Source organism: Snuella sedimenti (assembly GCF_016428595.1).
In the GTDB taxonomy this organism is placed as follows: domain Bacteria; phylum Bacteroidota; class Bacteroidia; order Flavobacteriales; family Flavobacteriaceae; genus Snuella; species Snuella sedimenti.
The window spans coordinates 57920-71253 of sequence record NZ_JAELVQ010000008.1 but is presented as its reverse complement, the minus strand read 5'-3'; the positions used below and the strand labels follow the sequence as shown (position 1 = coordinate 71253).

Below are 13334 nucleotides of genomic sequence, written 5' to 3'. Positions count from 1 at the left end.
CGCCTAATCTTTTGATTTATACTTCTACAGTACTTTAGTGGTATGACCTTTTAACGATTGTGCTTTTATATTGTTGTGGTTTCACTGTTAAAGAATACTGTCCTACAATTTGTTAAAGATCATATTGTTTAATTTTTCTATATAAGGTGCGTTCACTAATTCCTAGTTCAGCGGCAGCTAATTTACGTTTTCCGTTGTGGCGCTCTAAAGATTTTTTTATTAATTCCAATTCTTTGTCTTGTAAAGATAGCGTTTCTTCCTCTTCAATTTCTTCTGCAAAATGATATTTGTCTAGAGTATTTGCAAGAGCTTCGGGAACTGACGTGTGTTCTGGGATGGATAAAACTTCGGTGTCTTCGGTAGAATCCTCAAAAGTATCGTCATCATCGTCGTCATTACCATAAATTTTTTGGATTAAACCTTCATGGCTTTTTTCAACATCTTTAACGCTGCCACTTTTCATAAGTTCCATTGTGAGCTTTTTTAAGTCGTTCAGATCGTTTTTCATATCGAACAGTACTTTGTATAAAATTTCACGCTCACTACTAAAATCACTTTCCGATTTGGACGTTTTAATTACTGCCGGTAAATTACTTCCTGCTGTTGGTAAGTAACCTCTTAGTACTTGGGAAGTAATGGTCCTGTTTTGTTCTAATACAGAAACTTGTTCGGCAACGTTACGTAACTGTCGGATGTTACCGCTCCATCTATGCTTTAAAAGAATATCAACAGCATTGTCTGTTAATTTAATCGTTGGCATTTTATACTTTAAAGCAAAGTCACTTGCAAATTTTCTGAAAAGTAAATGGATGTCTTCTTGGCGTTCCCGTAAAGGAGGCAAGTGGATGTCTACGGTGCTGAGGCGATAATAGAGGTCTTCACGAAATTTTTCTTTATTGATGGCTTCGTACATGTTTGCATTGGTGGCAGCAACAATACGTACATTGGTTTTTTGAACTTTACTGGATCCTACTTTTATAAACTCCCCATTTTCAAGAACACGTAATAATCGTACTTGGGTAGTTAATGGTAATTCACCTACTTCGTCTAAAAAGATAGTGCCCCCATCAGCCACTTCAAAATAGCCTTGCCGTGTTTGTGTTGCTCCTGTAAAAGCTCCTTTTTCGTGCCCGAAAAGTTCACTGTCGATAGTGCCTTCGGGAATAGCACCACAGTTAACTGCAATGTATTTATTGTGTTTTCTGTGGGATAATTGATGTATTATTTTTGGAATACTTTCTTTACCAACACCACTTTCGCCGGTTACCAGTACCGAAATATCGGTAGGTGCTACCTGAATGGCTTTTTCCAAGGCCCTGTTAAGCACTGGCGAATTACCAATAATACCAAAACGTTGTTTAATAGTTTGAACAGATTCCATATCGTTATTCACCACAAAAGCAGTGATTGTATTGTTATTTTGTTATTAATTGTTTTCTGAATACCCTACAGCTTTCCCAATAAGTGTTGCACTGGTACAGTCGGTTATTTTAACGTTTACAAAATCACCTACTTTGTAGTTTTCTTTAGGAAAAACGACTACGGTGTTTTGGCTGTTGCGTCCAGACCAATGCACATCCGATTTTTTTGAAGCTTTCTCAATAAGTACTTCTTCAACTTTTCCAAGATGCTGTTGGGTGCGGTATAAACTATGTTTTTGTTGCAATTGAATGATCTCGTTTAGGCGACGCTTTTTAGTGTCTTCAGGAATATCGTCTTCCATTTTACGTTCGGCTAGTGTGCCCGGTCTTTCGGAATAAGCAAACATAAAGCCAAAGTCGTATTTAACATGTTCCATAAGGCTTAAAGTGTCTTGGTGGTCGGCTTCCGTTTCGGTAGGGAATCCAGCAATCATATCCTGACTAATAGCGCAGTCCGGTATAAGGCGCTTGATGTTGTCGATCAACTCGAAATACTCCTCTCTGGTGTGTTGACGATTCATCGCTTTGAGTATTTGGTTGCTACCACTTTGAACCGGTAAATGAATATAATTACAAATGTTATTGAACTTAGCCATGGTTTCTATAACGTCCATAGTCATGTCCTGAGGATTGGATGTAGAGAAACGAAAACGCATTTTAGGATGTGCTTGGGCACATAGTTCTAAAAGTTTGGCAAAATTAGTGGCCGTAGCTTTCTGTATATCACTGGCTTTTTCGAAATCTTTTTTCAATCCACCACCATACCATAAATAACTATCGACATTTTGGCCTAGTAAGGTAACTTCTTTGAACCCTTTGCTCCATAAATCGTTTATTTCCTCTAAAATACTTTGCGGGTCGCGACTGCGTTCACGCCCTCTGGTAAAGGGAACTACACAAAAGGTGCACATGTTGTCACATCCACGGGTGATTGATACAAAAGCGGTAACACCATTGCTGTTTAAGCGTACAGGTGAAACATCGCCATAGGTTTCTTCTTTAGATAATATAACATTTATGGCGTTTCTGCCTTCTTCAACTTCCGATAGTAAATTAGGAAGATCTTTATAAGCATCTGGACCTACTACTAGGTCTACAATTTTTTCTTCTTCCAAGAATTTGTTTTTCAGGCGTTCTGCCATACAGCCTAAGACACCTACTTTCATGGAAGGATTTATTTTTTTTACAGCATTGTATTTTTCAAGTCGCTTTCTTACGGTCTGTTCGGCTTTATCTCTAATAGAGCAGGTATTTACCAGAACCAAATCGGCTTCTTCTAAATGCTGTGTTGTATTGAATCCTTCTTTAGCCAGAATAGATGCTACAATTTCACTGTCGCTAAAATTCATTTGGCAGCCATAGCTTTCAATAAAAAGCTTGCGCGTATTCCCTTCTTGTTGGTCAAGGATAAGTGATTGACCTTGTTTTTCTTCTTCTATAATCTTTTCCATAATGTATTGAACGGATAGCAGTCAATAAGTATGCAAAGATACAATTAATTTGTACTTTGTGACAAAGTGTCATATTTAAAATTGTAAATTTAATAAAGCTTTAAGAGAATAGGGTTTGTCCTATCAAATTTAGTCTTTCTTATATGCTTATGTGTTAAGTTTGGTGGAGAAGAATTAAACAGAATTAATCATAAGGATGGAGAAAAGTCAAGAAGCGTTCTTATGATTAAAATTTAAACACAAAAGCTTACATTTTAAATGTTAAGTATGACTTTTTTTGTTGAAAAATTTAACAGATAATCCTTAAAATGCAGCAGATAAACTTTTTTTCATATACATTTGTAGCTCCAAAAATTGAAGTATGGCGAAGAATTTAGTGATTGTTGAGTCACCTGCTAAGGCAAAAACTATTGAGAAATTTTTAGGAAAAGAGTATACGGTAGCGTCTAGTTTTGGGCACATATCCGATTTACCATCCAAAGAATTAGGAGTTGATGTAGAAGGTGACTTTAAACCAAAGTATGAAGTTTCGAAAGATAAGAAAGCGGTTGTTAAAAAATTAAAAGACTTAGCTAAGAAAGCCGAAATGGTTTGGTTAGCAAGTGATGAGGACCGAGAGGGAGAGGCTATTGCTTGGCATTTAGCAGAAGCCTTGAAATTGGATAAGGAGAAGACCAAACGGATTGTTTTTCATGAAATTACTAAAACGGCCATTCAAAGAGCTATAGAGAATCCAAGAGGTATTGATTACGATTTAGTAGATGCCCAACAAGCACGCCGTGTTTTAGATAGAATTGTGGGGTACGAATTGTCACCGGTATTATGGAGAAAAGTGAAAGGAGGCTTGTCTGCAGGAAGGGTGCAATCGGTCTCAGTAAGGCTTATAGTAGAACGTGAACGCGAAATACAGAGTTTTACGCCAGAGGCTTCTTATCGTATCGATGCAGAGTTCTCTAACGAAGCAGGGCAAACATTTAAAGCTAAATTACCAAAGAACTTTGCTACAAAAGAAGAAGCTCAAAGCTTCTTGGAGAAGAATGGGGTAGCAACCTTTAAAGTTTCTAATTTAGAGAAAAAGCCAGCTAAGAAATCGCCAGCAGCTCCTTTTACGACATCTACGTTACAACAGGAAGCTTCTCGTAAATTATATTTTTCGGTAAGTAAAACCATGACCGTTGCACAACGTTTGTATGAAGCTGGTCTAATTACTTATATGAGGACAGATAGTGTAAATTTATCTGATGAAGCACGAAAAGGGGCGCAGTTAGAAATAGAAAGCACATATGGGGCAGAGTATAGCAAACCAAGAAATTATACAGGGAAAGCTAAAGGGGCACAAGAGGCCCACGAAGCTATACGTCCTACAGATTTCTCATTAAGTTCAATAAGTATAGATAGGGATCAGGCGCGTTTGTACGATTTAATATGGAAACGAGCCATTGCATCGCAAATGAGTGATGCAAAATTGGAACGTACTAATGTTAAAATTAGTGCATCCTCGCATAAGGAGACGTTCACGGCAAATGGAGAAGTTATAACTTTTGATGGATTTTTAAAAGTCTATTTAGAAGGTACTGATGACGAAAACGAAGAACAGGAAGGCATGCTTCCCGCAATGTCGGTTAATGAGGCGCTTATTAATAACTATATTACAGCAACAGAGCGATATACAAGACCGCCAGCTAGATTCACTGAAGCCTCTTTGGTTAAGAAGTTGGAAGAACTTGGTATCGGTCGTCCATCAACTTATGCGCCCACAATTTCTACCATTCAAAATAGAAACTATATAGAAAAAGGAACCGTTGAAGGTGTTGAACGAAAGTATGCTCAGTTAACATTAAAGAATGGTGAGGTAAAAGATAGATTGTTAACCGAAAAAGTTGGATCGGATAAGGGAAAACTTGTGCCTACAGATATCGGAATGATTGTAACCGACTTTTTGGTAAATCATTTTGAACATATTTTAGATTATAACTTTACAGCTAAGGTAGAAGCAGATTTTGATGATATTGCTGAAGGTAAAGTAGACTGGTCTAATATGATGGAAGAATTTTATAAAGAGTTCCATCCGCAAGTAGAGCATGTTCAAGAAAATGCCGATAGGGAATCCGGTGAGCGTATTTTAGGGGTAGATCCTAAGACGGGTAGGCAAGTGAGTGTGCGTTTGGGTAAATTTGGACCGATGGTACAAATAGGTACAGTAGATGATGAAGAAAAACCACAGTTCGCTAGTTTAAGTCCCGATCAGCAATTAAATACCATTACTTTCGAAGAAGCCATGGATTTATTTCAACTTCCAAAAGACCTAGGGTCATACGAAGGAGAGGTAATTGAGGTTAACAATGGGCGTTTTGGACCTTACGTTAAATATGGTAATGCGTTTGTTTCACTTCCTAAAGGGGTTGATCCGTTGAGTGTAGAACTTGATGAAGCGATCAATTTAATTAAGGAAAAGCAAAAAGCCGATGCGCCTATATATATGTATAAGGATTTGCCTGTTCAAAAAGGAAAAGGACGTTTTGGGCCATTTATAAAATGGAACAATATGTTCATTAATGTCAATAAAAAATACGATTGGGATAATTTGTCGGAGGACGATATAATTGAATTGATAGAGACAAAAATCCAAAAGGAAATCGATAAAGTTGTGCATAATTGGGAAGAAGAAGGTATACGTATTGAGAAGGCAAGATGGGGAAGGCATAATGTTATTAAAGGAAAAGTGAAGGTCGAGTTACCAAAAACAGTTGATGTCTCTGCAATGACATTGGAAGAGGCCCAAGCTATAATAGAAGCAAATCAACCTAAGAAGAAAACAAGAAAAAAAGCAGCAGCGAAAAAGAAATAATAGTATATGGATTTTAATTTTCTGTCTCCTGTTTCAGATTTAGTGTTGGCCCATAACGCTTTGTTGTCTTCACAAGCGTTAGGGAGCAAGCTGAGAATTCATTCGAAAAATCAAGGCATTCCAGATTTAGATGCAGTTGGTATTGCTATTATAGGTGTGTTAGAGAATAGGAATGATGTTAATTATATAGGAGAAGAATTTAACCTAAATGAAATCCGAAAATCGTTCTACGGCCTGTTTCCTGGAAGTTGGAGCTCGGTTGTTGCAGATTTAGGCGATATTGAAAAGGGAGAACGTGTTGAAGATACTTATTTTGCCTTAAAAAGTATAGTCTCGGCTTTATTAAAGCTTAATATTATACCAGTTATTATTGGAGGGACACAAGACCTTACCTATGCTACGTACCGTGCTTATGACGATGTAATCCCAATGGTTAATATTGTAAATGTAGATTGTAAGTTTGATATGGGGGATTCTTCAAAACCAATGAAAAACAATAGCTTCGTGGGTAAGATTATTTTAGATGAACCTTACAACTTGTTTAATTATGCAACTATTGGCTATCAAACCTATTTCAATTCGCAAGAAGAGATAGATTTAATGGATCAGTTGTATTTCGAATCGTATCGGTTAGGGGAGGTGTCTAATGATATTTCGCTGGTAGAACCGGCTGTTCGTGATGCCAATATTGTAAGTATTGATTTGAACTCGGTAAAGGGATCAGAAGTTAGTTTAAATCAAAAATTCTCGCCCAATGGCTTAGATGGAAAAGAAATATGTGCCATAGCACGTTATGCAGGTATAAGCAATAAAGTGACTTCTTTGGGGATTTACGAATATAAGCCTTCCAAGGACGATGAGATGACCGCTATGCTTGTTTCGCAAATGCTTTGGTATTTTATTGAAGGTGTTAACCTTAGGGTAAGGGACGATGACTTTGCCGATGAAAATAGCTATCAAAAATTTATTACCTTAGTAGACTCCCAAGAATTGATATTTTATAAAAGTAATAAAACAGGAAGATGGTGGATAGAAATACCATTTTTAGCCGATGTCAATAATAAATTAAAGAGACATACGTTATTATCTTGCACACATCAAGATTATATAGATGCTTGTAGCAATATAATCCCAGAGCGGTGGTATAAGGCATTTCGGAAGAATAGCGTCTAAATAAGATTACAGGTTTAAGTGCTTATTTTATCGGTGAAATGCTGTTTTTTCACGATGAAATGTAAATTTTTCAGGTAAAAAGTTGTTTTTTAAAAAATATATAGATATGTTTACGCTCTCAAATGAAGCTTAAAATAAATTAACCTCGAGTTTTTATGGATATGAAGAAGTTTTTAGTATTAACCACAGTATTGACATTGCTAGCTAGTTGTGGCTCTAAAGATAGAGGTGAACTAGTGGGTGTTAAAGGGAAAAAATGGCATCCGGAAAAGCCTTATGGTATGGAGCTTGTGCCAGGGGGTGCGTTTATTATGGGTAAAGCCGATGATGATTTAGCAGGTGTTCATGATGCTCCAGCCAAAACAGTGACTGTTCGTGCTTTTTATATGGATGAAACAGAAATAACAAACAGTGAATACAGACAATTTGTTAACTGGGTTCGGGATTCTATAGTAAGAACAAAGTTAGCTATTTTAGCAGATGAAGTTGGGATGACTCCCGATGATGGCGGTATTGGCGAGTATGCATTTAAAGATGCCGATACAGCCAATATGACTGTATATGAAAAATACATGTTCGAAAATTATAGTGGTCTAGGTCCTACCGGATATGAAGGTAGAAAGCTTAATAAGGACATCGATTTGGTTTTCGATATTAATGACTATCCAGATGAGTATTATGCCGAGGTTATGGATACCATGTACTTGCCAATTGAAGAGTCTTATAATGGACAACGCACTTGGGATGTTAAAAAGTTCAAGTTCCAATATACTTATATGGATATACAAAAAGCAGCCCATAACCGTTCTTTAGCACGTAAGGATGTGTTAATTAAAGAAGAGATTGAAGTGTATCCAGATACTACAACATGGATTCGGGATTTTGCTTATTCATATAACGAACCCATGCACAATGATTATTTTTGGCATGATGCCTATGGGGAGTATCCTGTAGTAGGCGTTACTTGGAAGCAAGCAAAGGCATTTTGTCAATGGCGAACTTTATGGAAGAATGCCTATCAAAAATCCAAAGGAACAGCTTTTGTAAACTCATTCAGATTACCATCTGAGGCAGAATGGGAATATGCAGCTAGAGGTGGTTTGCAAGCAGCAACATTCCCTTGGGGAGGACCTTATGCTAGAAACGATAGAGGTTGTTTTATGGCAAATTTTAAGCCCGTTCGAGGTGATTACGCTGCCGACCAAGCCTTGTATACAGTTGAGGCTAAATCTTACGAACCAAATGATTATAATCTCTACAATATGGCAGGAAACGTTTCAGAATGGGTGAATGCATCATACGATCCATCATCTTACGAATTCGTTTCAACTGTCAATCCAAGTGTAAACGATAATAACAATCAGCGTAAAGTAGTTAGGGGAGGATCTTGGAAAGATGTTGCTTACTTTTTACAGGTAAGCTCCCGAGATTACGAATATGCAGACTCAGCAAGAAGTTACATAGGTTTTAGAACGGTACAGGATTACATGGGGACAAAAGTAACCGACAATTCTAAAAAGTAACAATAAATCTAAAATAAATACTATTAATTAACCTACTTAAGTATTCATACTTAAAAATTAAAAACCGAGAATTATGGCACAGTCAAGAGCAAGTAAGAAGTTTATGAATTTAGCTTATGGATTAGGCGCTTCAATCGTAATCGTTGGAGCACTATTTAAGATTATTCATTTTGAAATTGGACCTTTAACAGGTAATGTAATGCTAACTATTGGATTGGTAACAGAAGCAATAATTTTTGCGATCTCAGCATTCGAACCGGTAGATGATGATTTGGATTGGTCGTTAGTATACCCTGAATTGGCAGGAGGAGATGCAGCTAGTAAAGAGCCCAAAGATGCTCAAGGCATGCTGTCTAAAAAACTAGACGAATTATTAAAAGACGCTAAAATAGATGGAGAATTAATGGCTAGCTTAGGCGATAGCATTAAAAACTTTGAAGGAGCGGCAAAAAATATTTCCCCAACAGTAGAGTCGTTAGAAGCAACTAGAAAGTATGGAGAAGAATTATCTTTAGCTGCTGCTCAAATGGAGTCTCTAAACAGTTTGTATAAAGTACAGTTGGAGAGTATCAACCGTCAGGCATCTATTAACGAAGAGTCTGTAGAAAATGCTGCTAAATTAAAAGAGCAAATGCAATCATTGGCGTCAAACCTATCTTCATTAAATGGTGTGTACGGTGGTATGCTGTCTGCTATGAATAAAAAATAATTAGGGGTTATCCCAAAAATTAACCAAAACCTAATTAGACATGGCAGCAGGAAATTTATCACCAAGACAGAAAATGATCAACCTGATGTATTTAATATTTATAGCGATGCTAGCATTAAATATGTCAAAGGAAGTGCTTTCGGCATTTGGATTAATGAATGAAAAGTTAACCGAATCGAACGTAGCAGCTTCAGAACGTAATACGGCTTTCATGGCAGGTTTGGAACAACAAGCTATCGATCAGCCGGCCAAATACGAGCCCTTAAAAGATAAAGCAAGTCAAATACATACCCTAGCTACAACTTTCGATAGTTATTTGGAAGACTTAAAAGGGAAGATGACAGCAAAGATCGACGATCCAACAGATTATGAAATCATGGATAAAGGTGACTATTTAGATGAGCACTTTTTTAAAGGCGATAAACTTAAACCAGATGGCGAAGAGTTTATGAACCAACTTGCGGCATTTAGAGATGGCGTAGCTGAGATTTTAGCTAATAATCCAGGAATGGAAACTGTGGTGGCAGATGTGCAAAAGAAGTTTAAAACAGATCCAGTAAAGCGTGGAGCTGGAACAGTAGATTGGTTAGAGCACCACTACAAAGGATTTCCTTTAGTAGCCTCACTTACTAAAATGACACAACTTCAAGCCGATATTAAAACAACGGAGTCTGAAGTATTGTCAAACATGTTAAAAGGGACCCTTACAAGTGAAGTATCTATGACAAATTATACGACCTTGATGGAAACTTCAAAATCAGCTTATTTTAACGGCGAAGAGTTTGATGGTGAGATCGTATTAGGACGTAAAGATGCTACTACAAAGCCTAACCGCGTTGAATTAACATTAGATGGTAGAAAGCTTACCGAAAATCAATATACTATTGAAGACGGTAAGGTGAAACTAAAAGTAAATGCTGGGGCAGCTGGAGAGCATAAAATTGAAGGTAAATTAATCTTTGCACAAGATGGTAAAGATATTGAAGTGCCCGTATCGCAATCATTTGCTACCGTTCCAAAACCAAATGCGGCGACCATATCAGCCGATAAAATGAATGTGGTTTACCGTGGCGTTAAAAACCCAATGACTATTTCATTTGCAGGTGTATCCGATAATAAAATTAGTGCTAGTGCCCAAGGCTTAACAAAAGTTGGAACGAGCAAGTATATAATGGATGCTACTAGAATACAAGGTAGAGAAGTTACCATTAATGTTACAGGTACGTTGCCTGATGGCCAAAAAGTGAGCGATAGAGCAAGCTTTAGAATTAAAGATTTGCCGAAACCTACAGGAACATTAAGGGGCGAAGATGGCGCGTTAAAAATGCAACGTCAAAGCCTTGAAATATCTACCATTGGAGCTAAGTTCGATGATTTCGATTTTGAATTGCCATTACGTGTTACCGGGTTTAAATTTAAAGTGCCTGGACAACCTACCATTGATGTAAATGGTAATAAATTAGATAGTAGAGCTAAATCGGCTTTACGCAAGGCAAAGCGAGGTTCAGGCGTTCAAATATTTGATATTGAAGCTAAGGCGAGCGGTGTAAGTGTTATACTTAAAAAAGTATCGCCCGTATTTATAGAACTTACAAATTAAGATTTAAGATTTGCAATAAGGGTCTTTAATCCTAATAATTAAAAATTAAAAGAGATGAAGTTGAAACGTTTTTTATTAACAGCCACTACTGTTTTTGCAGTATCAGGTATGTTTGCGCAGGCAAATTTGCTTAACGCTAAAAGCCCTGAAGAAATTGGAGTAAGAACAAAGTCACAAAAAGCGATCGATAACGATAAACCTTTGGAATATGGCTATGTGGACGATAGGGATGTTCTTTTTTCTAAAATAGTTTGGGAGAAAGTAGTCCTTGATGAGCGTGCTAATTTCCCGTTGTATTATCCTATAGATACAAATAACATAGGAAGCAATAGGAGGTCTTTGTACGATGTATTAATGAAGAACATCAAGAACGGGAGAATAGAAAACATTTACGACGATTCTTATTTTAGAACTAAACGTACGCTAGATGATATTCAAGCGGCTTTAGTAAAAGTTGATACCACAGAAATGGGTATTGAACAATTAAATGCAGGTGAAGAATTATCTGCCGAATATATCGATAGAAGAGAGTTAACCGCCGCCGATATAGCTGAGTACCGTGTTAAAGGCGTGTGGTATTTCGATAAGCGTCAAGCAGAACTGAAATACCGTTTGTTGGGTATTGCGCCCGTAGCGCCCGATGTTAATTTTATTGACGAAGAGCAACCTGATTTGGTAGAGTTATTCTGGATATTTTTCCCAGATGTCAGGGAAGTGCTGCATGAAGCAAAAGCGTTTAACAACGAAAATAGTTCCATGCCCTATTCATTCGATCATATCCTAAACTCCAGACGCTTTAATGGGTATATTTATGCCGAAGAAAACGTACAGGGAGATAGAAAAGTAAATGAGTATATTACTCAAAATGCCTTGATGCAATTGTTAGAGTCCGATAGGATTAAAACTAAAATTCGAGATTTCGAATTGGATATGTGGACTTATTAAACTTTGCATGCCTTAAAAATATAAAACGCTCACCATCGGTGGGCGTTTTTTTTGATTACAAGACATATAGAAACCCATTTTCTGTGGATAAATTTAAAGTAGAAATGGGTATTATCAGTATCTTCGCGCTGTTATGACAGTAGATTATATAGTAGTAGGAGTAGGTCTGGCGGGTATTAGTTTTTGTGAGCAGTTAAGAAAACATGATAAGAGCTTTGTTGTGTTTGATAACAGTTCGCAACAGTCTTCTATTGTAGCAGGAGGACTATACAATCCTGTAGTGCTAAAACGGTTTACGCCTGTTTGGAAAAGTGATGAGCAGTTGCAAAAAGCATTACCAATGTACCATGGTATTGAAGAAAATTTAAAAGTTAAATTGGATTATAAAATACCGGTTTATCGAAAATTTACTTCGCTGGAAGAGCAGAACAATTGGTTTGCGGCTTCCGATAACCCTTTGCTGAGTCGTTATCTTTCATTAAATATCATTAAGAATAATAATAAAGCTATTGAAGCACCCTTTGGTTATGGAGAGGTGCTTCACACGGGGCGCATTAATGTTAAACAGTTGGTAGAAGCATATAAGGAGGATTTAAAGGAGAAAGGAATGCTTTTCAATAATGTATTCAACCATGATGACCTAGAAGTAAAAGAGGGAGGTATACAATACGAAACAGTAAAAGCAAAACACATTGTGTTTGCAGAAGGCTATGGGCTTGCTCGTAATCCGTTTTTTAATCAGCTGCCTTTAATGGCTACAAAAGGCGAATTGTTGGTTATCCATGCACCAGATCTAGAGATAGATTATGTGTTAAAGAGTAGTGTGTTTTTAATTCCGTTAGGAAAGGATATGTATATTGTAGGAGCGACTTATGAGTGGAGTGACAAGACCAATACTGTTACCAATAAGGCAAAAGAAGAACTCTTATCTAAATTGGAAAAAGTAATAAGTTGCTCCTATAACGTTGTAAATCAAGTAGCAGGGATACGACCCACGGTAATTGATCGGCGTCCGTTAGTAGGTGTACACCCTAAGCACAAAAATTTATTTGTTTTAAATGGTTTGGGTACACGAGGGGTTATGATTGCGCCCTATGTAGCCGAACAGCTTTTTAATTTTATTGAACACGGAAAACCATTGGAAAAAGATATTGATATTACCCGTTTCTAAGGCTAAGAACTGTTCAGGTTTAAAAGAGCATAAAGATGAACACCGTATTATAATATATCCTTAAGGCTTTTTAGCAAGCGATTGGTCGTAATGCATAAAAAAGTTGATCCATATATTTCTTGAAAGCCTCAAAATAACCGGCATAAAAATTATTAATGTGCCTACTATTGAAGCAAAAACAACGCTTAGCGAAGCCTTAAAAACAAAAAAGGAAATAACGAATGCGGCCGTTGCAAAAGCAATGCCTACTGGGTAGCTTACATACATAGAGCCGTAAAAGAAAGAAGGTTCTATTTTGTATTTAGTACCACAGTTAGAACATGTTTCATTCATGCTTAAAGCCTCCGAAAGAATATAAGGATTCTTGTTTTTAAACATCGATTCTTCATGGCACTTTGGGCAAGTTCCAGTTAATATGCTATATAATTTGCTTCCTTTTTTAAACATAATAATTGTGTATTTTTGCAAGCGCAATTACAGGGCAAAAATAAGA

At 37.0% G+C, this 13334-nt stretch carries 10 protein-coding genes; 7 read left to right on the top strand and 3 right to left on the bottom strand.

The window, feature by feature from the left end:
- Positions 1–112 precede the first annotated feature (112 nt).
- Positions 113–1381, bottom strand: coding sequence for a sigma-54 interaction domain-containing protein (locus JF259_RS08110; protein ID WP_199114814.1), 1269 nt, complete (start codon positions 1379–1381; stop codon positions 113–115).
- Between the two features lie 45 nt (positions 1382–1426).
- On the bottom strand, positions 1427–2872 hold the full coding sequence (gene miaB, locus JF259_RS08105; RefSeq protein ID WP_199114813.1) for a tRNA (N6-isopentenyl adenosine(37)-C2)-methylthiotransferase MiaB: 1446 nt from the start codon (positions 2870–2872) through the stop codon (positions 1427–1429).
- A gap of 361 nt (positions 2873–3233) precedes the next feature.
- On the opposite strand from miaB, the gene topA reads away from it, so the two are divergent.
- From topA to JF259_RS08070, 7 genes are all read left to right on the top strand, one after another.
- Positions 3234–5720 (top strand): type I DNA topoisomerase, encoded by a 2487-nt coding sequence (gene topA, locus JF259_RS08100; protein WP_199114812.1) that lies wholly within the window; start codon positions 3234–3236, stop codon positions 5718–5720.
- Positions 5721–5726: 6 nt separating this feature from the next.
- On the top strand, positions 5727–6893 hold the full coding sequence (locus JF259_RS08095) for a formimidoylglutamase (RefSeq protein ID WP_199114811.1): 1167 nt from the start codon (positions 5727–5729) through the stop codon (positions 6891–6893).
- Positions 6894–7054: 161 nt separating this feature from the next.
- Positions 7055–8416 carry a T9SS ring complex lipoprotein PorK/GldK gene (porK, locus tag JF259_RS08090; RefSeq protein ID WP_199114904.1) on the top strand — a complete coding sequence of 454 codons (1362 nt, stop codon included), beginning with the start codon at positions 7055–7057 and terminating at the stop codon, positions 8414–8416.
- Between the two features lie 73 nt (positions 8417–8489).
- Positions 8490–9125, top strand: a complete 636-nt coding sequence (porL, locus tag JF259_RS08085; RefSeq protein ID WP_199114810.1) for a type IX secretion system motor protein PorL/GldL — start codon at positions 8490–8492, stop codon at positions 9123–9125.
- A gap of 40 nt (positions 9126–9165) precedes the next feature.
- A complete protein-coding gene (porM, locus tag JF259_RS08080) occupies positions 9166–10725 on the top strand; it encodes a type IX secretion system motor protein PorM/GldM (protein ID WP_199114809.1) in 1560 nt (519 codons plus the stop codon).
- Positions 10726–10779: 54 nt separating this feature from the next.
- The gene (porN, locus tag JF259_RS08075) at positions 10780–11670 is read left to right on the top strand and encodes a type IX secretion system ring subunit PorN/GldN (RefSeq protein WP_199114808.1); all 891 of its coding nucleotides are present in this window, start codon (positions 10780–10782) and stop codon (positions 11668–11670) included.
- A gap of 133 nt (positions 11671–11803) precedes the next feature.
- A complete protein-coding gene (locus JF259_RS08070; RefSeq protein WP_199114807.1) occupies positions 11804–12841 on the top strand; it encodes an NAD(P)/FAD-dependent oxidoreductase in 1038 nt (345 codons plus the stop codon).
- A 60-nt stretch (positions 12842–12901) separates the two neighbouring features.
- Here JF259_RS08070 and JF259_RS08065 read toward each other — a convergent pair whose 3' ends face one another.
- A complete protein-coding gene (locus tag JF259_RS08065) occupies positions 12902–13288 on the bottom strand; it encodes a DUF983 domain-containing protein (RefSeq protein ID WP_199114806.1) in 387 nt (128 codons plus the stop codon).
- Between the last annotated feature and the right edge of the window lie 46 nt (positions 13289–13334).

What these genes read in the sequence shown, in the direction of transcription:
- JF259_RS08065 (WP_199114806.1), bottom strand. Translation starts at nt 13,288, where the DNA reads ATGTTTAAAAAAGGAAGCAAATTATATAGCATATTAACTGGAACTTGC.
- porK (WP_199114904.1), top strand. Translation starts at nt 7,055, where the DNA reads ATGAAGAAGTTTTTAGTATTAACCACAGTATTGACATTGCTAGCTAGT.
- topA (WP_199114812.1), top strand. Translation starts at nt 3,234, where the DNA reads ATGGCGAAGAATTTAGTGATTGTTGAGTCACCTGCTAAGGCAAAAACT.
- porN (WP_199114808.1), top strand. Translation starts at nt 10,780, where the DNA reads ATGAAGTTGAAACGTTTTTTATTAACAGCCACTACTGTTTTTGCAGTA.
- JF259_RS08070 (WP_199114807.1), top strand. Translation starts at nt 11,804, where the DNA reads ATGACAGTAGATTATATAGTAGTAGGAGTAGGTCTGGCGGGTATTAGT.
- JF259_RS08095 (WP_199114811.1), top strand. Translation starts at nt 5,727, where the DNA reads ATGGATTTTAATTTTCTGTCTCCTGTTTCAGATTTAGTGTTGGCCCAT.
- porL (WP_199114810.1), top strand. Translation starts at nt 8,490, where the DNA reads ATGGCACAGTCAAGAGCAAGTAAGAAGTTTATGAATTTAGCTTATGGA.
- porM (WP_199114809.1), top strand. Translation starts at nt 9,166, where the DNA reads ATGGCAGCAGGAAATTTATCACCAAGACAGAAAATGATCAACCTGATG.
- JF259_RS08110 (WP_199114814.1), bottom strand. Translation starts at nt 1,381, where the DNA reads ATGGAATCTGTTCAAACTATTAAACAACGTTTTGGTATTATTGGTAAT.
- miaB (WP_199114813.1), bottom strand. Translation starts at nt 2,872, where the DNA reads ATGGAAAAGATTATAGAAGAAGAAAAACAAGGTCAATCACTTATCCTT.